This window comes from Variovorax sp. J2P1-31 (genome assembly GCF_030317215.1).
Lineage (GTDB): Bacteria > Pseudomonadota > Gammaproteobacteria > Burkholderiales > Burkholderiaceae_C > Variovorax.
This window is the reverse complement of sequence record NZ_JASZYA010000001.1, coordinates 2041069-2063456: the sequence shown is the minus strand read 5'-3', so window position 1 is coordinate 2063456 and position 22388 is coordinate 2041069. Positions and strand designations below refer to the sequence as shown.

Below are 22388 nucleotides of genomic sequence, written 5' to 3'. Positions count from 1 at the left end.
GCTGCCGGGCGGCGGCGGATCCTTCATTTCAACGACGGCTGGACGCCCGGCCTTCACTGCATGGAAGCGATCGCGCCTGAAACCATGAAAAGACTCTGGGAACTCGACGCCGCGCGCGGCCTGATGCTGGTCCTGATGACCATCACGCATGTGCCCTCGCGCCTGACCGACCCGGTGGGCCAGCCCTTCGGCTTCGTGTCGGCGGCCGAAGGCTTCGTGCTGCTGTCGGCCTTCGTCTCGGGCCTGGTCTACAGCCGCATCGGCTACACCCAGGGCGTGGCCGTGATGCGCCAGGCCTTCTGGCGCCGCGCGCTCAAGATCTATTTCATCCAGGCGGCCTTGCTGCTGTTCCTGTTCACCGTGATCACCGGCGTCGGGCTGCAGCTCGACCAGCCGGCGGTCAAGGAGATGGTGAAGTACTACCTCGCGCACCCGCACGACGCGCTGAGCTTCTCGCTGCTGCTGGTCTACCAGCCGGCGCTGCTGGACATCCTGCCGATGTACATCCTGTTCATGCTCGCGAGCCCGTGGGTGATCGCCTTCGCGATGCGCCACGGCTGGCAGTGGCCGATGGCATTGAGCGCGACCTGGTGGGCCGCCTCGCAGTTCGGCACCACCGAGTGGCTCTACGGCGTGACGAGCAGCGCGCTCCACCTGCCCGTGCCCTACGGCGAGACCGGCGCCTTCGACACCTTCGCCTGGCAGTTCCTCTGGTTCGTCGGCATGTGGCTGGGCGCGAGCCGCAATGCACCGGATGCGCGGCCCTTCGTCTTCCCGAAGTGGCTGCTGGGCCTGGCGCTGGCCGTGGCCGGCGGTTGCTTCGCGTGGCGGCATTTCGGGCCGACCGGGCAGGCGCCCTTCGGCGACGACGCCGGGCTCAACCTGTTGTTCGACAAGTGGCACCTGGGGCCGCTGCGGCTGGTGAACCTGGCGGCGCTGTGCATCGTGGCGATCCGCTTCGGGCCGCCGCTGCTGCACCGGCTGCCGCGCCCGCGCTGGCTGGAGGACATGGGCTCGGCCTCGCTGCCGGTCTTCTGCGCCCATCTGGTGGCGGTGTTCGTGGTGGTGTCGCTCACCGGCGGCGGCTATGCGGCCTTGCCCTATGGCGCCGACCTCTGGGTGCTGGGCGGCGTGTTCGTCGGCCTGTACGCGGTGGCCCGTGCGGTGCTGCGCTGGGAAGGCGGCGGGGGTGGCGGCGGGAAGAAGCTGGCGCGGGCGCCGGCCCCGCGGGGTGTGCCGCACCCGGGTTGAGGGCGTCTCATCCGCTGGACCGGAGGGGGCTGTCGCGGCAAGTCCGGATGAAAAGTAAGTAAATAGTGTGAATAAGACCCTCGCCCAGGCCCGATACTCCCCTTACCATCGGCCCTAATTTTTCACATTCTCGAATCAATCGTGCAGAGTTGGAAACGTCTTTCGTGACCGCGCCCGGTGGAACCGTGCAGGCCTCGGCAGGCCGGCAGGCGTGCCTCCGACGCGAAGCGTCCGGCCTCCCTGCGTGGCGCCCGGTCCGCAGCCGTTCGCGCAGGCACCCCTCGGAACGCTGCATCAGCTTGAAGGCAAGAAATGAGATTTAAGGAGCTGGATGGCCTCCGGGGCATCGCAGTACTGGCTGTGATGGTGCAGCATTACCTGTCCTGGCTGCCGGCCACCGGCGCCCGGCACGGATGGCTGGGCGTCGATCTCTTCTTCGTGCTGTCCGGTTTCCTGATCACCAGCATCCTGGTCAAGATGCGGGGCCAGGAAAACTACTTTCCGGTTTTCTACGGGCGGCGGGCGCTGCGGATCTTTCCCGTCTATTTCCTGATGCTGGCCATCTACCTGGCGGTGTCCCTTCTTTCGGGAGAGCCCGGGACGCTGTCGCTGTGGGCCCAGTATGTGTTCTTCTACACCAGCCTTTTCGTGGGACAGCCCCCGGAGCTGAAGCTGGTGGTCATCGCCCCGGTCCAGTTGGGGCTGGGGGTGCTGTGGTCCCTGTCGGTGGAGGAGCTGTACTACAGCTTCTGGGCGCCCATCGTGCGGTACACGACGCAGAAGGTGTTTGCCCTGATCCTGCTGGCGATGATCGTCGCCGCGCCGATCCTCCGGTTCTGGCTGCACACGCCGAACTATCCGGAGTTCTATACCTTCTATTGCCGGATGGATGCCCTGGCCTACGGCTCCATCGTGGCCTTGCTGATGCATGCCCGGCAACAGGACATCGTCAAATGGCAGCGCTTCGACCGCCGCTTCGACCTGGCCGGCATCGTCGTGGGCGTGGCGGCATTGGCCCTCTGGGTCCTGCTCAGGGGCGAGCAATCCAACCGGCTGTTCGCCACGCTGGGCCTGGTGCTGGCCGATGTCGGGCTGGCCTTGCTGGTGTTCGCGGTCTTGCGGAAGTCCGGTGCGTCGTCGTGGTGGATGCGGGCGCTGCGCGTGCGCTGGCTGCGGTCCGTGGGCATGGTGAGTTTCAGCCTCTACCTGGTCCACTACCCGGTGCTGTATGTCGCGACCCGCTGGGTCGGTGCATGGGAACTGTCGCGGCACAGCGAGGCGGTGACCCAGACCCTGGTTGCCGCCGCGCTGAGCTTCTGCATCGCCTACGCCTTGTGGTACGCGATGGAATCCAGGATCCTGAACTGGAAGGACCGGCACGTGCCGTCGAACCACGCGGAGCCGGTCTTCGTGTCCGCCCGGAGCTGAGCGGCCCTGCCGACCGCGCCTAACGCAGGTTTTTCCACCACAGCACGTTGGTGCGTGGCTGCCCCAGCGTCAGCACCTCGCCGATCTCGGGCGTGGCCAGCGCGATCTGCTGGTCGTGTGCGAGGGCGGCCGCGCGGTCGAGCGGGTCGCGCCAGGTGTGGAAGGCCAGGTCGAAGGTGCTGTTGTGCACCAGGTAGAGCAGCTTGCCGCGCAGGTCGCGGAAGGCCTGCACCGTCTGCTCGGGCGTCATGTGCACCGCGGGCCAGTAGCTGTCGTAGGCGCCGTTCTCCATCAGCGCGAGGTCGAAGCCGCCGAAGCGTTCGCCGATCTGCGCGAAGCCCGGGAAGTAGCCCGAGTCGCCGCTGTAGAAGATGCGCTCGCCGCCGCTCTCGATCACCCACGAGGCCCAGAGCGTGCTGTCGCGGTCCCAGAGCGTGCGGCCCGAGAAATGCTGCGAGGGTGTGGCGGTGATCTGCACCGCGCCATGGTGGCTCGCCTGCCACCAGTCGAACTCCTCGATGCGCTCGCGCGCCACGCCCGCATCGCGCAGCCGCGCGCCCACGCCCAGCGGCACGAAGTAGCGCTGCACGCGCTCGCGCAGCGTGTCGATGGCGGCCAGGTCGAGGTGGTCGTAGTGGTCGTGCGACAGGATCAGCCCCTCGATCGGCGGCAGCTCGGCCAGCGTGAGCGGCGGCGCGTGGAAGCGCTTGGGCCCGAACCACTGGACCGGCGAGGCGCGTTCGCTGAACACCGGGTCGATCAGCCAGTACTTGCCGTGCAGCTTGAGCAGGTGCGAGGAATGGCCCAGGCGCACCACGTGGTTGGCCGCGGGGTCGAGCGCATCGAGCGCGGCGCGGTCGAGCTTCCTTACCGGGATCGGGTCGACCGGCACCGTGCCCTGCTTGGTCGCGGTGAGGAAGCGCGACCAGATCTTCCAGCCGCTTTCCGAGGGCAGGGCCTGCGGATTGGGCATGTTGCGGAAGCGGCATTCGCCGCCCATCTGGGGCGATGCCGCGGCGCGCGGATCGCATTCGTTGCCGGTGGCGCAGCCGGTCGCGAGCAGGCCCAGGACGGCGGTGAGGAAGCAGGCGGCCAGGCGGCCAGGCAGGAAATGCATGGAAGGGGCGCCTGAGGCGCGCAAGAGAAAAGAAGGGCGCGCGAGCTTAGCGCCGCCGGCCTGACCCGACGAAGTGCGGGGCGAAAGGTCAATCCGACGGCCTCAACCCGCTGCGGCATTCCGATAGCCACAACACATGGCAATCGTCGAGATACTGTATAAAAATACAGTTAACTGTCGATCCACCATGGGCCTGCCTTCCATCTCCTCGTCCTTCGTTTCCGCCCGCCACAACGTCTGGCGCGGCGACGAGCTGGGCGCGGCCGACCTGCCGGTGCTGGGCACCGGCCATGCCGTGCTCGATGCCGAGCTGCCCGGCGGCGGCTGGCCCGTGGGTGCGATGACCGAGCTGCTGCAAGCCCGGCCCGAGGCGCATGTGTGGGCGCTGCTGCTGCCCGCGCTGGCGCGCGCGGTGGCCGAGCGCGGCGGGCCGGTGATGCTGATCGGCGCACCTTACGAGCCCTTCGGGCCGGCGCTGGCCGCGGGCGGCCTGCCCAGCGCGGCGCTGATGTGGGTCCGGGGCCAGAGCTCGGCCGAATGCACCTGGGCCTGCGAGCAGGCGCTGCGCTGCGCCGACGTGGCGGCCGTGCTGGCCTGGCTGCCGCAGGCGCGCGCCAGCGAACTGCGCCGGCTGCAATTGGCGGCCGCCCAGCACGAAGGCCTGCTGTTCGTGATGCGGCCCGAGGCCGTGGCGCAGTCGGCCTCGCCGGCGCGGCTGCGGCTGCAGCTGGTGGCGGCCGAAGAGGGGCGCATGGATGTGCACCTGCTCAAGCGCCGCGGCCCGCCGCTCGCGCAGCCCTTGAGCCTGCCGGCCCGCAGCGCGCGCCTGGCGGCCCTGCTGGCCGCCAGCCAGCGGCGCCGCGAGGGAAAGATGGCACCACCACCCCCCGCAGCCCGGGGCGCGACCGTGGTCCGACTCGACCTGCGCCGTCGCAGAGAGGAGGGCGCCCATGCAGTGGATCGCCTTGCGCTGGTGGGCTGAAGCGCCCCAGGCGGCGGCCACCGACCCGGTGCCGGCCGCCTTGCCGATGACCCTCGAAACCCTGGGCTGGTGGGCGCTGCAGTTCACGCCGCGCGTGGCCTGGCTCGACGAGGCGCTGGTGCTCGAGGTCTCGGCCTGCGAACGGCTCTGGGGCGGCCAGCAGCAGCTCATGCGCCTGATGAGCAGCTGGAACCCCGTGCCCGACAGCCGCCTGCAGAAGGTGCAGGGCGCCACCGCGCTGGTCGCGCTGGCCCGGCTGCGGCTGTTCGCGCTGGGCCAGCGGCCGCCGGCCGACATCCCGGCCGCCTTGCCGCTGCACACGCTCACGCTCGCGCGCCCCCATCTGGACGTGCTGGCGCGCCTGGGCTGCCGCACCTGGGGCGACGTGGCGGCGCTGCCGCGCGGCGGTCTGTCGCGGCGCTTCGGCGCGGCACTGCGCGAGGCGCTGGACATGGCCTGGGGCCGGCATCCCGAGCGCCACACCTGGCTCACGCTGCCCGACGTGTTCGAACAGAAGCTGGAACTGCCCGCGCTGGCCGAGAACGCGCACGAACTCATGTGGTCGGCCAACCGGCTGCTGGCCGCGCTGCAGATCTGGCTGCGCGCGCGCCAGCGCGGCGCCCTGGCGCTCGAGCTCGAATGGACGCTGGACCTCAAGCGCTACGACGGCGTCGACCTGCCGCCGTACCAGCGCATCACGGTGCGCACCGCCGAGCCCACCCAGGACATGGCGCACCTGCGCCGCCTGATGAGCGAGCGGCTGGCGCTCACCCAACTGGCCGCGCCCGCGAGCTGGCTGCGCCTGCGCTCGCTCGACACCCAGCCCTGGGCCGGCGCCAGCACCAGCTTCCTGCCCGAGGACAACCGCAAGGGCGACAGGCTGCACGAGATGGTCGAGCGGCTCAGCGCCCGGCTCGGTCCGCGGGCGGTGCAGGTGCCGGTGCCGCGGGCCGACCACCGGCCCGAGGCCATGCAGGACTGGCGCCCGGCCTTGCAGAAGGTGGCCCCGCCCGCGAAGCAGCCAGGGCGGCAGCAGCCCGACAGCCTGCTGCCGCCCTGGCTGCTGCGCGAGCCGCTGCCGCTGGAGGTGCACGACGGCCATCCCTGGTATCAGGGCCGGCTGCAGTCCCTGGTCGGCCCGCAGCGCATCGAGGCCGGCTGGTGGGGCGATGGCGCGCAGGACGCAGGTGGCCACCTGGCGCTGCGCGACTACTTCGTGGCCCAGAGCCCCGAGGCCGGCCTGCTGTGGGTGTTCCGCGAACGCGCCTCGGGTGGTTTCGCCGCTGCCGATGCGGCGCGCTGGTTCCTGCAGGGGATCTATGCCTGAACTCACCGACAAACAGATGCAGGCGCGCCAGCCTACGCGGCTGCAGGCGAGGCCGTCGCAACCCGGCGTGCCGGCGCAGGGCCTGCCCGGCTATGCCGAGCTGCATTGCCTGACGAATTTCAGCTTCCAGCGCGGCGCCTCGCGGCCCGACGAACTCGTGGCCCAGGCCTACCACCTGGGCTACCAGGCGCTGGCCATCACCGACGAATGCTCGGTCGCGGGCATCGTGCGCGCGCACGTCGCGTTGCGCGAGCTGCCCGCCGTGCTGGACGAGTGGGAGAAAAAGAACCCCGACGAGCCGCCGATCCCGCGCAACCCCGACTTCCGGCTGTTGTTCGGCAGCGAGTTCCGCTTCGAACGCTTCAAGCTGGTGGCCATTGCGCACGACCTCGAAGGCTGGGGCCACCTCTGCGAATTCATCACCGCCGCGCGCACCACCGAAGCGCCCAAGGGCGAGTACCAGGTGAGTTGGGAAGGCAGCCAGGTGGCCTCGCTGCAGCACTGCGAGATCCTGTGGGTGCCGCAGCGCGCGCCGGGCGGTGCGATGGACATCGCCGCGATGTGCGCCGACGTGGCCGCGGCCCAGGCGCTCTACGGCGAGCACCTGTGGATCGCGGTCGAGCTGCTCAACGAGCTCGACGACGACCTCTGGCTCGCGACGCTCGAGCAGGTGGGCGAGGCCACGGGCGTGCCTTTGGTCGCGGCCGGCGATGTGCACATGCACCAGCGCTCGCGCAAGCCGCTGCAGGACGTGATCACCGCGATCCGCGAGGGCCGGCCGGTGGCCGAATGCGGCTTTGCGCTGCAGGGCAATGCCGAGCGGTACCTGCGTCCGCGCATCCGGCTGGCGAAGCTGTACCCGGCCGAACTGGTGGCGAACACGCTGATCGTGAAGGACCGCTGCCGCTTCGACCCCGACGCCATCAAGGCCCATTACCAGTACCCGCTGGAGCTGCTGGGCAACGGCGAGACACCGGCGCAGACGCTGGTGCGCAAGACCTGGGAGGGGGCGCGCACCCGCTATCCGCGCGGCGTGCCGGACAAGGTGCGCATGCAGGTCCAGCACGAACTCGACCTGATCATCGAGAAGCACTACGAGATGTTCTTCCTGACCGTGGAGGACATCGTGGCATTTGCGCGTTCAAAGGAGATCCTCTGCCAGGGCCGCGGCTCCTCGGCCAACTCGGCGGTCTGCTACTGCCTGGGCATCACGGCCATCGACCCGGACACCGGCCACCTGCTGTTCGAGCGCTTCCTGAGCCGCGAGCGCAACGAGCCGCCCGACATCGACGTCGACTTCGAGCATCAGAAGCGCGAAAAGGTCATCCAGTACATCTACGAGAAATATGGCCGCGATCGTGCCGCCATCGCGGCCGTGGTCATCTGCTACCGCTCGCGCAGTGCGCTGCGCGACGTGGGCAAGGCCTTGGGCGTCGACGAACGCCTGATCGACGAGTTCGCGAAAGACCACTACTGGTTCGACACCAGCGTGCTGACCCAGCACCTCGAGGAGGCCATGGCGCGCGCCGGCGTGCGCGAGAACCCGCGCAAGCTCGACTTCTGGCTCGAGCTCACGCACGAACTCAAGGGCTTCCCGCGCCACCTGAGCCAGCACGTGGGCGGCTTCGTGCTCACCCAGACCAAGCTCACGCGGCTGGTGCCGGTCGAGAAGGCCTCGATGGCGGCGCGCTCCGTGATCCAGTGGGAGAAGGACGACCTCGAGGCCATGGGCATGCTCAAGGTCGACGTGCTGGCGCTGGGCATGCTGAGCGCGATCCGCCGCGGGCTCGACTTCATGAACCGCTGGCGCGGCACGGCGGTGCAGATGCACCAGATCCCCAACGACGACCCGAAGGTCTACGACATGATCTGCGCGGCCGACACCATCGGCGTGTTCCAGATCGAGAGCCGCGCCCAGATGTCGATGCTGCCGCGCCTGCAGCCGCGCGAATACTACGACCTGGTGGTCGAGGTGGCCATCGTGCGGCCCGGGCCGATCCAGGGCGGCATGGTGCATCCCTACCTGAAGAACCGCGAGAAGCTGCGGCGCGGCGAGACCATCGAATACCGCTACCCCGCGCTCGAGAAAGCGCTGGGCCGCACGCTGGGCGTGCCGATCTTCCAGGAGCAGGTGATGGAGATCGCGATGATCGCGGCCCGCTTCACCTCCGACGAGGCCGACGGCCTGCGCCGCGCGATGGCGGCCTGGAAGCACACCGGCCACATCGAGAAATACCAGGACAAGCTGATCGGGGGCATGGTCGACAACGGCTACGACCGGCCTTTTGCCGAAGCCATATTCGAGCAGGTCAAGGGTTTCGGCGACTACGGCTTTCCCGAGAGCCACGCGGCCAGCTTCGCGCTGCTGGTGATCGTGAGCAGCTGGCTCAAGCACCACGAGCCGGCCTGCTTCCTCGCGGCCATGCTGGACTCGCAGCCCATGGGCTTCTACTCGGCCTCGCAGCTGGTGCAGGACGCGCGCCGCCATGGGGTGGAAGTGCGGCCGGTCGACGTCACGGTCAGCGAGCTGGGCAGCACGCTCGAGGCCCGCGCCCCTGATGCGCCGCGCAGGCCGCCCGGCACCGACCCGCAGTACGCCGCGCGTCTCGGGCAGCCCGGCCAGCCGGCCGTGCGCCTGGGACTGGAGCGCATCGCCGCGCTGAGCAAGGCCGGCGCCGAACGACTGCTCGCCGCCCGCGCCTTCGCCCCCTTCACCAGCACCGAGGACCTGGCCCTGCGCGCCGACCTCGACACCCGCGACATGGCCGCGCTCGCGGCCGCCGATGCGTTGATGGGCCTGTCGGGCCACCGCCGCCAGCAGGTCTGGGATGCCACTGCCACACGCGGCGGTGCGAACCGCGCGCCGGCCCTGCTCAAGGGCGTGCCCATCCACGAGACGCCGCTGCAGCTGCCCGAGGCCTCGGAGGGCGAGGAGATCGTCGGCGACTATGCCGCGCTCGACCTCACGCTGCGCCGCCATCCGCTGGCGCTGCTGCGCCCGCGCATGGCGCGCTTCAAGCTGCTGAGCGCGCAAGAGCTGAGCAGCGTGCCGCACGGCCGCCTGGTGCGCGCCTGCGGCATCGTCACCATGCGCCAGCGCCCGCAGACCGCCAAGGGCACGATCTTCGTGTCGCTCGAGGACGAGACCGGCATCGTCAACGTGATCGTCTGGAACGACCTGGTGGAAGAGCAGCGCGAGCCGCTGCTCAAGTCCAAGCTGCTCGCGGTGCAGGGCGTGTGGCAGCGCGACACCGCCAGCGGCGGGCAGGTGCGCCACCTGCTGGCGCAGCGCTTCAAGGACCTCACGCCCTGGCTGGGGCGGCTGGCCGAAGGCCGGCGCAGCCGGGATTTTCATTGACCCTTCCACCGTGACTTCAGGAGATCTCTCATGCCCAGACGACGCCCTATCTCACCCGATCAGCTCGAGATGTTCGCGCTGGAGCCGACGTTTCGCCTGTTCATCGGCCTGTTGCCGGATGCGATCACGCAGCGGGCCCTCGATCGCCAAAGAGCGGCGTGGCCGATGCCGCGTGCGGCGGTGCCCACCCCGGCGGATCGATTCCATCTCACCCTCGGCTTTCTCGGCGACGTCGCGCTGTCCCGCGCCCTCGAATTGAAGGAGGCGCTGGCCGAAGTGCCGATGGAGGAAACGAGGCTCACGCTGCGCAAGCCGGCGGTCTGGGGCGTCGCCGTCGTGCAGCCGGACGAGAACGCCGGGCTGCGTGCCCTGCACGACAACCTGCGGCGGCCGCTGCAGCGCGTGGGCCTGCGCGCCGGCACCGCATGGACGCCGCACGTCACGATCGCCCGCCACACGCAGGGGGCGGTGCCACCGCCTCGGATACCGCCGGTCGACTGGCCCGTCAACGACTTCGCCCTGGTTTGGTCCCGCCTGGTGCCGACCGCCCGCTACGAAGTGTTGCGCCGTTACGGCGCGGCCCCAGGGTCGACAGGGTCGGCGTCCGGTACTAACCTCGTCCCATGTCCATGACCACCCTGCGCCATCAGGGCACCGACGTGCCCGTCGACCCGGTGCCGCCCCTCAACGTGCCGCCACCCGGCGGACCGCCGCCGCGGCCGCCCGAGGGCGACCCGCCGCCGGCCGCGCCCCCCATGACCGACCCCGGCCGCACCCCGCCCGTGATCGAGCCGCCGCCCGGCGACATCGTGCTGGGCCGCGTGCATGCGCGGCGCCTGCGCGAGGTCTACCGCTCCGCCGGCTGGCCCTGCTGCGACGCCATCGAGGTCGACCTGCTCGCTGCCGGCCTGCTGGCGCGCCAGCGCTCGGCGCTGGGCCACGAGACCCTGCGCGTCACCGACCGCGGCATCGCGCTGATCGCCGACAGCCTGGTGGTGAACCGCGCCGCGCTGTCGGCGCACGAGGCGCTGGTCGAGCAGGTGGCGCGCGAGATGACGCGCAACGGCCGCATCGCCTGGCGCGGCCTGAGCCTGCGCGCCCGCGTGCCGGGCGCCGCCGAGGGCGAGGCGGCGCGCTGGTGCATCGCGCGGCCCGACGTCTTCTCGATCCGCAACACCAGCGTCGAGGCCTATGCGCAGCCCATCGTCCACGAGATCAAGGTGCGCCGCGCCGACCTCATGGCCGACCTGCGCAAGCCCGACAAGCGCGCCGCCTACCTCGACCTGGGCGGCGAGTGCTGGTACGTGCTGGGCCGCGACGCGCGCGACCGCCCCATCGCCACGCCCGAGGAGATCCCCGCCGAATGCGGCGTGCTGATGCTCGAGCAGGGCCGGCTGGTGGTGGCCCGCCCGGCGGTCCATCGGGTGCTGCCGCGCATGCCTTTCGCCGTCTGGATGGCGCTCGCCAAGGCCCAGCCCGTGGGCGGCTTCGACGACGATGCGCAGCAACTGCTGGCCGGCCTGCCCGGCGAGGAAGGCGAGGGCGGAGCCGCCCCTCTGCAAAGCCCTTGCAGCGGCCCTTCCGAGGGGTAGACTGCATCCCGCCGACGCGGCCGCGCCGTTGCCCCGCCAGGAGAGTTGCCCATGCAGCCCGTTCTCGAGTTCATCCAGCGCCACGAGCGCTCCTACACCTACAGCATCCGCGCGCCGCGACACGGCGGACCCGTTCCGCCCGCCTGCTACGTCGACCGAGGCCTGAGCTCCCTGTCGGCCTGCGTGTTCGATGCGGCCCAGGCGCTGAGCGTGAATTTCCCCAAGGTCTACATCCGCTACCAGGGGCTCTGCATGGGCGAGATGGACGTGTCCCGGCTGGCCACCTGCGCGGACCTGGTCGCCGCCGAACTGATGGCCGAATACGGGCGCCGCGAGGTGCCTGAAAGCGCGGTGCTCGATGCGGCGGTGGTGCGCCTGCGTGAACGGCTGGATGCGACGGCCTTGGCGGTCTGATCCTTGGGCTTCCGCGGGCTGGCGGGTCAGCGCCAGCCCATCCCGTCCACCAACCGCAGCACTTCCGCCTCACGCTCGATGAAGAAGTCCACGTGCGTGGCGGGCTGGAACAGCGCGCGCTGGCTGCCGGCGGGCAAGGCCTCGAACAGGCGGTCGGCATCGGGTGCGCGCACGCTGTTGAAGAGCCGGACCGCGGCGTTCGCGGCTTCCTTCGTCCGCGCATCGCCATCGGTCGCCAGCCAGGGGCACATGTCGCGCCAGTCGCCCGGCAGCGCTGTCAGCACCAGGGCCGGCACGCGCACGGCCTTGTAATCCGGCGAGAACTGCCGGCCTGCCACGTACATCGCCGCGGCCACGGCGTCGGGCGTGTTGAAGCCGACGCTGCCGTCGGCCTTGACCTCCAGCTTGTCGACCAGGTCGGCCTCCATCGGTGCCGACCAGTTGCGGTTGAGCCGTCGGTTGAACGCGATCATCGCGGCCACCGAGGCCGTGTCGGCTTCGGTGGGCGAGGGCTCGGCGAGCGAGGGGTCGTCGCTGTCGTCGGGCGAGACGGTGGTGTAGTCGAAGTTGGTGTCGAGGTAGACCAGGCCGCGCACGCGTTCCGGGTAGCGCCCCGCGAACAGCGTGACCTGGTTGCCGGCCATCGAGTGGCCGCCGAGCACGATGCGGTCGACGCCGAGCGCCTGCAGCACCGCATGCACGTCGTCGACCAGCGTCCCGGTGTCGTAGCGGTGGGTGTCGTCGGGCAGCGGCTTGTCCGACCGGCCGAAGCCGCGGCAACTGATGGCGATGGCCCGCCCGCGCTGCGCGAGCGCACGCGCCAGGCTGTCGAAGTGGGCCGCCGAGGCGCCGAAGCCCGGCAGCAGCACGAAGGTGGGGCCGGCGAGGCGGCCGGATTGCCAGTCGCGCACATGCAGCGACACGCCGGGCGCCACGGGCACGCGGCGGTCCGTGACCCGGATGGCAGAGGGCGGCGCGAGCGGGTCGGATCGATCGCTGCCACCGCCACCGCAGGCGGCGAGAAGCAGGGCGGTGGGCACGGCGGTGGCGGCGCGCAGCAGGTGCCTGCGATGTGCGAAGGAAGGAAGACTGGGTGAAGGCAAGAGGGGCTCCGTCGGTGGAATCTGGTGGGCTGCGCACCGCGGCGGGTGCGTGCTTCCAAGGTATCGACGGGAACTGGGGAGCGGCTGAAGACGGGCTGAAGGGCAGCTGAAGACGCGCGGCAGGAGGCAGGCGCCGCGAAGCGCCCGAGGCGCGAAAGGCGTGATGCCGCGCACGGCATAATGTGCACCCGGCCGTTCATCTGGAATGCGCGGCCGGTCTTTCATGGTCGCATGCCGACCCCTGCGGGTGTAGCTCAATGGCAGAGCTGTTGCTTCCCAAGCAACTGACGAGGGTTCGATTCCCTTCACCCGCTCCATCATCTATCGAGTGAAAAGATGATCCTCCAGCGAAAGCTGCGGACTTCTTTGTGTACTGGCCGAGTACTCACGTTCTATCATTGAACCGTGAGACCCGATATGCCCCTCCCCACCGGTGTCGCCAAAAGGGGCGACATCTATCACCTCCAGATCAAAGTGCCCCTCAAGCTCCGCCCGATCATCGGTCGCCACTTCTGGGTCCGTATATCGCTGAATACCTCGTTGAGGCTGGCGACAGCATCGCCGTGGCGAGCATGGACCGCTTCAGTCGGTCGCTGATGGACCTCAAGAAGACCGTGGAGGACTTGGTGACTCGTGGGGTGTCCGTTGAGTTCGTGAAGGAGGGCCTCAAGTTCTCCCGGGTGCCAAGGACCCCATGGCGAAGCTGATGCTTCAGATCATGGGCGCCTTCGCTGAGTTTGAGCGGACCCCTGATACGTGAGCGGCAGCGAGAAGGCATCGCGGCGGCGAAGGCTTCCGGGAAGTACATGGGCCGCAAACCCGTGTTCGATGCCGCGAAGACTGCAAAGTTGAAGGAATACCTTGAGCGTGGCCTTACGCCCATGGAATCTCAAAGCAAATGGCGCCCATCTCTCGCGCGTCTATCTACAACAAGATGGCCGAGCTAGGCTATCGGAAGAGCGCAATTCATAAAGCGGCCTCAAACGACTCTAAACCTTGAACGCGCGTTGCTTTACGCGCCCGTGACGACCAAAGTCCGCCTGCGCTTGGCCAGCGCCGTTCTCAGCGAATGACGCGCATTGCAGGCACCTGTAGTGCTTTTTGCCCCCCTGCTTGCGGCTTGGCATACATTTCGTGCACAAGAAACCCGAGGAGAACGCAGTGAGCATCGAGTCCGAGGAGTCGTTACCAGCCCAAGGGCAACTGTTGGTCCATTTCTTCCTGGAGGACCAATCGCATGTAATGGATGCACTAGTGCTGCACGCGTGTGAGGGAGAGGTGCTGGCGCTTGTCAAGGAGGTCGGAAAGCAGCTTGGCATCGAGTTGCGAATTGAATCAAGGGCCTATGGAGAAGGAGGGCTGGAGGTCTATCTCAACTTCATCGGTAAGCACGCCGTTTCGCTAACTCTGTTAGGCGGGGTGGTCACTGGCATTTGCTCTGCCACCGTTTGGATGCGCTATCAGAGCAAGCTCCTAGACCAGCAGGTTGAGATGAATGCATTTGCCCTGGAGCGCGACAAGAAGCTGTCCATTCAGCAGATCGAACTGAACGATCTGAACCTCAAGAAGACCCGCTTGGAACTCAAGAAGTTGGAGCAGGAAGCGGCCGCAGACGCTCCACGACTTCCTGCCACCGGGTCCACACTTTCACTTCACATAGATGAGCCGCCTACGGTCGAGGCAGTGCTCCCCGCTCTCTTGGGCAATCGCCGGATCATCAAGCTGCGTTCCCAGTTCTACGAATCGCTGCTTGGCTACAGCAAAGTATCGGCGGTGGGTTTTGCCCCCACACACAAGCCGCAGCCAGAGCAGGAACGAATTATTAAACGCCCCTCATTCGAGGAATTCATTGTCCGGCTGGAAGAGCTTGAGCCGACTCGAATCGAGAAAGCAGAGATCGAGATTATTGCCCCAGTCTTGATCCGCGACGGCGGCAAGTGGCGCGGCCGGTTTGAGGGTCGCGTCATCAGCTTCCTTATCTCCGATGATCTGTTTCTCGCAAAGGTCGCACAGAAGCGAGTGAAGTTTCAGAACGGCACGACTCTGGTTTGTCGGTTAATGATTCACCTGCGCGAAGACGACGCAGGGAACATCGAACCGCATGACTATGTTGTTGAGGACGTACATTCACACCACGCGAGATCAGGAGAGACCATGGTGCGAGTCACGCCACCTCGGAACAAGGCCGACTTCGTCGTTGCGGAACCAAGGAAGGATGTTGGGACGGCGGACCCGCAGATGGTCCTAGAAGACCCAGAAGGCTAGGTCAACCTGCAAGGCGGCTGGGCTTCCGCGCCTCCACAATCCTGAGCAAGTGCGAAGCAAGCAGCACCATCTCCTGTGCCTCTGCAGAGTCAATTTCTACCCGACGATGGGAGTGCGGGTTCTTGTAAGACCCGATGGCACCAGCAAACAAGTTAGCCAACGCCTCGCGCTCTGCTGTCAACTGGCCGGCATCGCTGAGTGGTCCCGTGTCAACGTGAAACGCCTTTCGCATCAGCGGCACCCCAATGGTCGTTGCATCGAACCCGCAAGCATCGCGCACCGCGATTTCGACCTCCCTGAACGCATGAAAAACCGCTGTGTCAAACTCCCTGCGCATCAGCATTAGCCACACCGGGTCTGCGATGCTGGAATGCAGGAGAGCGCGTGGGAAGCCTATGGTCTTCAAGTAGGCCGAATAGTCGGCGCCCGTTTGAATTGAGTGCGCACGCCTGCTGAGAACGCGCCAGCCGTTCTGCCCATTGCTGCCCTCTGCAGGCACCAAAAATCCGCACTGCTCAAGCCAGTTGAGGCCCTCATTCACTGCCTGCCGTAATGGATTCGTGTTCCCCTGGTTGTAGTCCTGCAAATCGCTTGTGCTCATCAGGTAGCTGTAGGCGTTAAACATTCCTTGCCCCTGGCCCTTGGTTTGATCTTTGACTAGCTGGAGGAGCGCACCGCCCAACTCCTCCGGCTCCATCGAAAGCAAAAGGTCGGCGTTAGGGATGACATCAATCAGTCGAAGCATTTTTTGAATCTGGGAAGTGTTCAGCGGCCTGCTGAGGGCCGCGCTATCATGACACTTCGCCGTGTGTACTAAGCGTGCGTACTGCACGACGACTGATCGCGTTTCTCCTCTGGGAAGCGACTGCATCGGGTGAGTTTGATTCCCTTCACCCGCTCCACCGCCTCATCGGCACCCCTCCGCTCGACAAGGCTGTGGCTGCGGCCTGCCAGGCACGCCGCACCATCCGCGCTCAGTCCAACATCGGCACAAACCCAGGATCCCCCTTCGCCATCGCCCTGCGATAAGCCGGCCGTTCGCCGATGCGTTGCAGGTACGCGCGGATGTGCGGGTAGGGCGCGAGGTCGAGCGGCTGGAACAGGCGCATCGTGGTGAGCGAGAACACGCTCATGATGTCGGCCGCCGTGAACTCGCTGCCCGCCAGATAGGGCACAGCGCCCAGCCGCGCTTCGACCAGCGCCAGCACGCGGTCCAGACGGTCCTGCACCCCGGCCAGCACCGGATGCTCCGGCGGGAGTTGGGCCCGGCTCACCATCATCATCCGGCCCATCACCGGCTGCAGGTTGCCGTTGGCGAAGTGGAACCAGTAGAGGAAGGCCGCGTAGTCCGGATGCTCGGGCCTGGGCTTCAGGCGGCCGCCGCCGTGCTTCACGATGATGTATTCGACGATGGCGGCCGACTCGCCCAGCAGCAGCTCGCCGTCCTCGATCAGCGGCGCGGCGCCCAGCGGATGCAGCGCCCTGATCGCGGGCGGCGAGAGCTTGGTGAAGGCGTCGCGCGCATGGTGCTCGAGCGCATAGGGGACAGCGAGTTCTTCGCAGAGCCAGACGATGCGTTCCGACTGGGAGCGGCCGAGGTGATGGATCTTGAGCATGGTGTGCGGGTGGAATGGGAGGGGTGGGGCGCTTCGGACGACGAGCGTTGGGGGATCGGGCAGCTTAAGCGCTGTGCCCTGTCCGCACGCTGAACGCAGCCCGTCCGCCATCCGCTGCAACGCGCAGCCAGGCATGCGACGCATCCATCAAGAATGCATTCAGAATCGTCAGCGCGCCGGCTGACGTTCTTCTCGCGGCAGCGCTTCCTGGATTCCGCAAGATATGAATACGAACGATCTATTGCGACAGGCGAGGCCTGCGTTGGAGACGCTGTGGCAGGCACGCAATGCGTCCGCCGTGCCTCCCGGCGACCGACCGGTCTGCACGCTCTTCTTTTCGCTCGGCAACCTCGACACGCGCGCGCACGTGCTGCGCGCGGCGGGGGCGGATCTGGCGCAGGCCTGGCGCGAAGGGGAGCGCCTGGTGGCCGAATGGGTCGGGGCACAGGCGCAGCCGCCGGTCTGGCTGCGCGTCGATGCGGTCGACGTGGTGGAGGCCCTGCGCTGGGACGCGCTGCAGGCCTTGTTCGGGGCGATCAAGCGCAACTACTTCCGCTTCGGCATCGCGTTCACGGCCGACCTGTCGGTCGCGGTGCTGGAGCCGGAGATCGGCGCCAACGCCTTGCTCTACGACAACGCGGTGGAATCGGCGACGCCCAACGCCATCAACCTCGCGGGCTACGGCCAGCGCCGCTTCGGCCAGGCCCTGGAATGGCCGACGCAGCCCGCGCAGCCAATGTGGATCTTCAGCACGCGGGCGGTCTTCACCGATGGCGCGTCGGCGCACGTGATCGAGCCGCAGGGGCCGAACCACGGCTACCGCCAGCTGCCGCGCTGGGATGCCGAGGCGGTGCGCGAGGTGGTGCACACCAGCACCGCCTACCTGGCGGCGCAGGTCAAGCCTTCGGGCGAGTACCACTACGGCTGGTTCCCCTGCTTCGACCGGCCGATCCCGACCTACAACGCGCTGCGCCATGCGAGCTCGACCTACGCGCTGCTCGAAGGCTGGGAGCTCACGCAGGATGCTTCGCTCCGGGCCTCACAGATGGCCGCGATCCGGTCCGCGCTGGCCTACCTGCGCGGCACGCTGATCCAACACCTCGACCTGCCCGACGGCCAGCGCGCGGCCTTCCTGGTCGACCTCGGCGACGAGATCAAGCTGGGCGGCAACGCGGTGTGCCTGCTGGCCTTCGTGAAGTACACCGAGCTCACGGGCGACGAACAGTACCTGCCGCTGCTGGCCGAACTGGCGCTGGGCATCGTGCACATGCAGGACCCGGCGACCGGCCGCTTCGTGCACGTGCTGCTGCATCCCGATCTCCGCCTCAAGGCCGAACACCGCACCATCTACTACGACGGCGAGGCGGCCTTCGGCCTGATGCGGCTCTACGGCCTCACGCGCGACCCGCGCTGGCTGCAGACCGTGGAGAAGGCGGTGGCCTATTTCATCGAGGCCGAGCACTGGCGCGCGCACGACCACTGGTTGAGCTACTGTATCAACGAGCTCACGCTCTACCGGCCCGAGGAACGCTACTACCGCTTCGGACTGGACAACGTGCGCGGCTATCTCGACTTCGTGCTCGAGCGCATCACGACCTACCCGACGCTGCTCGAACTGATGATGGCGGCGCAGAAGATGGTCACGCGGCTGCAGGCCGATCCGGTGTTCGCGCACCTGCTCGACGGTTTCGACCTCGCCAAGTTCGAGCGCGCGCTGGCCTACCGCGCGCGCTATCTGCTCAATGGCCACTTCTGGCCCGAGCTGGCGATGTTCTTCAAGAACCCGGGGCGCATCCTCGGCGGCTTCTTCATCCGGCACCACAGCTTCCGCGTGCGCATCGACGACGTGGAGCACTACCTGTCGGGCTATGTGGCCTACCACCGCCTGCTGAAGGCACGTGAAGCGCGGTCGGCGCAAACGGCGGCACTGCCTCAGCGGGCGGTCGGGGGCGCGGCCTCCGGCGTGGTCGCCTGGGGCGGCGACGTCAACCTGGCGCGCCGCCAGCACTACCGCACGCGCGAGCTGGGCGGGGCGCACAGGGTGCTCGGCGACATCGCCGCGCTGCGCGAGGCCGACCTGCGCATCGTCAACCTCGAATGCGTGGTCGCGACCACGGGCGAGCAGGGCGTGGAGAAGGACGAGGCCGGCCCCTACTACTACCGTGCGCGGCCCGAGATGCTGGCGGTGCTGACCGAGGCGGGCATCGGCATGGTCGCCACCGCCAACAACCACAGCGGCGACTACGGCCCCGAGGCGTTGATTGAACAGCACGGCCTGCTGGACGCCGCGGGCATCGCCCATGCGGGCACCGGCCGCACGCTGGAGGCCGCGCTGCGGCCGGCCTTCGGTCGCGCGGGCGGGGTGCGCGTGGCGCTGTTCTCGCTCGACGCCACGCAGCCGCGCTTCGCCGCCACCGCCCACAAGCCCGGCGCGGCCTGGCTGTCGCTCGACGACCTGGCCGCCTGGACGGCCACGCTCGCGCCGCGCATCGAGGCCGCACGCCGCGAGGCCGACGTGGTGCTGGTGGCGGTGCACTGGGGCGCCAACCTCGAGACCGCGCCTTCGCGCGCCGAGATCGCGGTCGGCCATGCCATCGTCGATGCGGGCGCCGATGCGGTGCTCGGTACCTCGGCGCATGTGCTGCAGGGCATCGAAGTCCATCGCGGCCGGCCGATCCTGCACGACGCGGGCGACCTGCTGTTCGACGCGGTGCGCAACGACTTCGGCGACTCGGGCGTGTTCTCGCTGACGCTGGGCCTGCACGGTGTCGAGCAGGTGCTGTTCACGCCGATCGGTGTCGGCTTCGGTGTCACCCGGCAGGTCGAGGGCGAGCCGGCCGAAGCGGCCAGCGCGCGCTTTGCCGCGCAGTGCCGGGCCCTCGGCACCGAGATGGCGCCGATGCCCGGCGGCCGTTGTGTGCTGCGCCTGTCGCCGCCCGAGCGGCCGCTCGTCGGACCGGCAACGGATGCAGCCATCGCCTCGGTGGCCGCTTTGCCTCCGACCGTCGGCCCGCTGCGCGCGCCGCGCCCCGAATGGACGGTCGATGCGGTGCCGCCCGACGCCCGCATGACGCCGCTGCAGATCGGACCGATGCGCCTGCTGGGCCTGCGCTGCGCGCCGCGCCAGGTCGTCGGGCGCCGCATCCTGTGGGTCGAGTCGTTCTGGACCGTCGACGCGCCCGTGGCGGCCGACCTGCGCCTGCAGTTCCGCGCGCTGCCGATGCGCAGCACCACCATGCCGGCCTGGGGCGAGGGCATGGACCACGATCCCTGCGACTGGATGTGGCCCACCAGCCGCTGGGAGCCCGGCCGCATCTACCGCGACCGCTACGGCCTGCGCCCGCCGCGCCCCGGCCTGCTCGAGAGCGACGTGCTGCGGCTCGAGGTGCGCGTGCGCGGCGACGCGCCGGGCCTGTCGGCGCACCTGCTGCCCGTCTGGTGCGGCCTGCGCGTGCCTGGTTTCCCGGTGCCGCTGCCCGAGCGCCCGGCACCGGTGCTGGCCGCCTCGCGCCCCGGCGCCGGCCCGAAGGCCGGGCCGGTCTGGACCGCCGCGCAGCTGCAGCAGGTCACGGGCGGCCGCTGGCTGGTCGAGCCGCCGCCGGGCTGGTGCGTGAACTCGGTGGTGCGCGGGCCGCTCCACATGTCGATGCTGCCGCCGCCGGCGCTCTTCGTGGCCTCCGACTACCGCACGCTGGCCGTGCACGAGAGCTACAGCAAGCCGCGCCCGGACAACTGGGACCGCCACCTCGAGCTGCCGCGGCTGCAGCACGCACTGGCCGGCGCCCTGGTCGCGCATCCGGTGGACGGGCTCGCCCCCGGCTTCCCGCTGCTGCAGGTGGAGGACCCGATCCGCGCCATGCTCGCGCTCGGCGCGGCCGCGCGGGCGCGCTACCAGGGCCTGGTGGTGGGCGTGACCGGCACGGTCGGCAAGTCGTCCACCATCGCCATGCTGCGCGACCTGCTGCCCCCGGCCGCGCGCGTGCACACCACCATCGACAACTACAACTCGCGCGTCGGCGTGCCGGCCATGCTGGCCAACCTGGCGGCCGATGCCGACGTCTGCATCCTCGAGATGGCGCAGAGCGGGCTCTGGATGGACCGCGGACCGATCGCGCTGATGGCGCGGCCGCACGTGGCCATCGTCACCGAGATCGGCCTGTCGCAGACCCGCCAGGCCTCGACGCTGGCGCTCACGGCCGAGTACAAGTCGCGCATCTTCCTGGGGCTGGAGCCGGGCGGCGTGGCCATCGTGGCCGACCACATCCCCTGCCTGGCGCAGGTGGTGCAGGCGGCCGCGCGCACCGCGGGCGCGATCTGGGTGGTGGGCAGCGGGCCCGACGCCAACATTCGCGTGCTCGACACCCGGCCCGAGCCCGGCGGCGGCTGCCGCGTGCGCATCGCGACGGCGGGGCGCGCCTTCGAATATGTCTTCCCCCTCGGCAGCGCGGGCCTGGTGCGCAACTCGGCCCTGGCCTTTGCCGCGCTGCTGGCCATGGGCTTCGATGGCGAGGCCGCCTGCGCGCGCATGCCGCACGTGCGGCTGCCCGCCTCGGTGATGCAGGTGCGCGCGCTGCGCACGCAGGGCGGCGTGCAGGCCACGCTGATCGACGACAGCTGGAACGCCGAGGTCATGTCGATGCGCAACGCGATGGACTTCGTGCGCACCTACCAGCCCGCGCAGGCCGCGCCGGTGGCGCGCAAGATCGGCGTGCTGGGCCGCATCATCAACCTGGGCGCCGAGGCCGAGGCCATGCACCGCAGCCTGGCGGCGCCGCTGCTGGCCTCGGGCATCCAGCACGTGGTGACGCACGGCGACGAGATGCGCTGGCTGCGCGAAGAGGTGCCGGCCGAACTGCTCGGCCCGCACTTCGACGATGCGGCGCAGCTCGCGGGCTACCTCGGCGGCATCCTGCGCGACGGCGACCTGGTGCTGGTGAAGGGCGACCGCCAGCAGTCCGACTTCGGCAACGTGTCGGTGTTGCTGGAAAAGCTGTGACGACGGCGGCGCGCACCCTCCGGCGGCCCGCCCGCTTCGCGCTGGTGCTGCTGGCCCTGGCGCAGGCGGCCTGCGCGCAACACGCCGGGCCCGGCATGCCGGCGGCGGTGCTGTATTGGAACCAGCCCGCCGTGCGCGCCCATTGCCCCGACCGCGCCGGCTACCTGTGGGTGCAGCCCGCCGCGGGGCCAGCCTGCATCCGCTACTTCGCGAGCGGCGACATCGACGGCGCGCGCGTGGCCATCGTGCAGTTCTCCGGCGACCGCGACGACGTGATGGACGAGGCGCCCACGCGCATTCCCGGCAACACCGAAGCCCTGCGCACCCTCGATGCGCAACGCAGCCGCGACCGCGCGGGCGTGCCGTGGATCTTCATGGCGCGCCCCGGCACCTATGGCTCCTCGGGCGACCACGGCCGGCGCCGGCGCCTGTCCGAGGAATTCGCGCCCATCGATGCCGCGCTCGACGCGCTCAAGCGCCGCCACGGCATCGGGCAGTTCGTGCTGGTGGGCCACAGCGGCGGCGCGACCGCGGCGGCGGCGATGCTCACGCTGGGGCGCAGCGACCTGCGCTGCGTGGTGATGACCTCGGCCGCCTTCGCCTACGAGGAGCGGGTGCGGCTGCGCCGGGAGATGGCGGGGGAGGGGCCGCCGAGCGCGCGCGCCCTGGCCGCGGTGCAGGGCATGTACGACCCGCTGGCGCACATCGACGGGGTGGTGCGCGACGACCGGCGCCAGCTCTTCGTGCTGGGGAACCCCGCGGACAACGTCACGCCCTTCGTGCTGCAGCGCCGCTTCGCCGACGCGTTGGGCCGTGCCGGCCACCGCGTAACGCTGAGGGAAGTGCAGACGCTGCCGCCCGAATACCACGACATGCGGGGGCAGCCGGCGCTCGAGACGGCGCGGGAATGCGCGCGCTGAGGGGCTCTGTCGGTGGGAA

At 69.1% G+C, this 22388-nt stretch carries 17 protein-coding genes and 1 tRNA gene; 14 read left to right on the top strand and 4 right to left on the bottom strand.

Going from position 1 to position 22388, the window contains the following annotated elements:
• Window positions 1–84: 84 nt before the first annotated feature.
• Both opgC and QTI20_RS09555 read left to right on the top strand, forming a co-directional pair.
• Entirely contained in the window at window positions 85–1251 is a 1167-nt protein-coding gene (gene opgC / locus QTI20_RS09560; RefSeq protein WP_286548240.1) for an OpgC domain-containing protein, read from the top strand.
• A 312-nt stretch (window positions 1252–1563) separates the two neighbouring features.
• On the top strand, window positions 1564–2679 hold the full coding sequence (locus QTI20_RS09555; protein ID WP_286548241.1) for an acyltransferase family protein: 1116 nt from the start codon (window positions 1564–1566) through the stop codon (window positions 2677–2679).
• 19 nt (window positions 2680–2698) lie between these two features.
• On the opposite strand, the gene QTI20_RS09550 is transcribed toward QTI20_RS09555, so the two are convergent.
• The gene (locus QTI20_RS09550; RefSeq protein ID WP_503011350.1) at window positions 2699–3796 is read right to left on the bottom strand and encodes an MBL fold metallo-hydrolase; all 1098 of its coding nucleotides are present in this window, start codon (window positions 3794–3796) and stop codon (window positions 2699–2701) included.
• Between the two features lie 187 nt (window positions 3797–3983).
• On the opposite strand from QTI20_RS09550, the gene imuA reads away from it, so the two are divergent.
• From imuA to QTI20_RS09520, 6 genes are read left to right on the top strand one after another with little or no spacing between them, the layout of a single operon-like run.
• Complete coding sequence (gene imuA / locus QTI20_RS09545; RefSeq protein WP_286548242.1) at window positions 3984–4778, top strand: translesion DNA synthesis-associated protein ImuA; 795 nt, start codon at window positions 3984–3986, stop codon at window positions 4776–4778.
• Window positions 4747–6105: a Y-family DNA polymerase gene (locus QTI20_RS09540; RefSeq protein WP_286548243.1), complete on the top strand. Its 1359-nt coding sequence runs from the start codon at window positions 4747–4749 to the stop codon at window positions 6103–6105. Before imuA ends, QTI20_RS09540 begins: the two co-directional genes overlap by 32 nt.
• Window positions 6098–9463 (top strand): error-prone DNA polymerase, encoded by a 3366-nt coding sequence (locus tag QTI20_RS09535; protein ID WP_286548244.1) that lies wholly within the window; start codon window positions 6098–6100, stop codon window positions 9461–9463. The genes QTI20_RS09540 and QTI20_RS09535 overlap by 8 nt, the downstream gene beginning before the upstream one ends.
• Before the next feature lie 30 nt (window positions 9464–9493).
• Complete coding sequence (thpR, locus tag QTI20_RS09530; RefSeq protein WP_286548245.1) at window positions 9494–10096, top strand: RNA 2',3'-cyclic phosphodiesterase; 603 nt, start codon at window positions 9494–9496, stop codon at window positions 10094–10096.
• Entirely contained in the window at window positions 10087–11055 is a 969-nt protein-coding gene (locus QTI20_RS09525) for a hypothetical protein (RefSeq protein WP_286548246.1), read from the top strand. Before thpR ends, QTI20_RS09525 begins: the two co-directional genes overlap by 10 nt.
• Before the next feature lie 51 nt (window positions 11056–11106).
• A complete protein-coding gene (locus QTI20_RS09520; protein ID WP_183027057.1) occupies window positions 11107–11469 on the top strand; it encodes a hypothetical protein in 363 nt (120 codons plus the stop codon).
• Window positions 11470–11495: 26 nt separating this feature from the next.
• Here QTI20_RS09520 and QTI20_RS09515 read toward each other — a convergent pair whose 3' ends face one another.
• Window positions 11496–12572: an alpha/beta fold hydrolase gene (locus QTI20_RS09515; protein ID WP_286548247.1), complete on the bottom strand. Its 1077-nt coding sequence runs from the start codon at window positions 12570–12572 to the stop codon at window positions 11496–11498.
• Window positions 12573–12815: 243 nt separating this feature from the next.
• Between QTI20_RS09515 and QTI20_RS09510 the strand changes: the two genes are divergently transcribed.
• From QTI20_RS09510 to QTI20_RS09500, 4 genes are all read left to right on the top strand, one after another.
• Window positions 12816–12889: transfer RNA gene (locus QTI20_RS09510), tRNA-Gly, on the top strand.
• Between the two features lie 100 nt (window positions 12890–12989).
• Window positions 12990–13169 (top strand): DUF6538 domain-containing protein, encoded by a 180-nt coding sequence (locus tag QTI20_RS30705; RefSeq protein WP_353507272.1) that lies wholly within the window; start codon window positions 12990–12992, stop codon window positions 13167–13169.
• Entirely contained in the window at window positions 13085–13279 is a 195-nt protein-coding gene (locus QTI20_RS30765; protein WP_503011826.1) for a recombinase family protein, read from the top strand. Before QTI20_RS30705 ends, QTI20_RS30765 begins: the two co-directional genes overlap by 85 nt.
• A 454-nt stretch (window positions 13280–13733) precedes the next feature.
• The gene (locus QTI20_RS09500) at window positions 13734–14837 is read left to right on the top strand and encodes a hypothetical protein (RefSeq protein ID WP_286548248.1); all 1104 of its coding nucleotides are present in this window, start codon (window positions 13734–13736) and stop codon (window positions 14835–14837) included.
• 1 nt (window position 14838) lies between these two features.
• On the opposite strand, the gene QTI20_RS09495 is transcribed toward QTI20_RS09500, so the two are convergent.
• Window positions 14839–15582, bottom strand: coding sequence for a TIGR02391 family protein (locus tag QTI20_RS09495; RefSeq protein ID WP_286548249.1), 744 nt, complete (start codon window positions 15580–15582; stop codon window positions 14839–14841).
• Window positions 15583–15811: 229 nt separating this feature from the next.
• A complete protein-coding gene (locus QTI20_RS09490) occupies window positions 15812–16453 on the bottom strand; it encodes a glutathione S-transferase family protein (RefSeq protein ID WP_286548251.1) in 642 nt (213 codons plus the stop codon).
• Window positions 16454–16676: 223 nt separating this feature from the next.
• Between QTI20_RS09490 and QTI20_RS09485 the strand changes: the two genes are divergently transcribed.
• Window positions 16677–21449 carry a CapA family protein gene (locus QTI20_RS09485; protein WP_286548252.1) on the top strand — a complete coding sequence of 1591 codons (4773 nt, stop codon included), beginning with the start codon at window positions 16677–16679 and terminating at the stop codon, window positions 21447–21449.
• The gene (locus tag QTI20_RS09480) at window positions 21446–22369 is read left to right on the top strand and encodes an alpha/beta hydrolase family protein (RefSeq protein WP_286548253.1); all 924 of its coding nucleotides are present in this window, start codon (window positions 21446–21448) and stop codon (window positions 22367–22369) included. Before QTI20_RS09485 ends, QTI20_RS09480 begins: the two co-directional genes overlap by 4 nt.
• Window positions 22370–22388 lie beyond the last annotated feature (19 nt).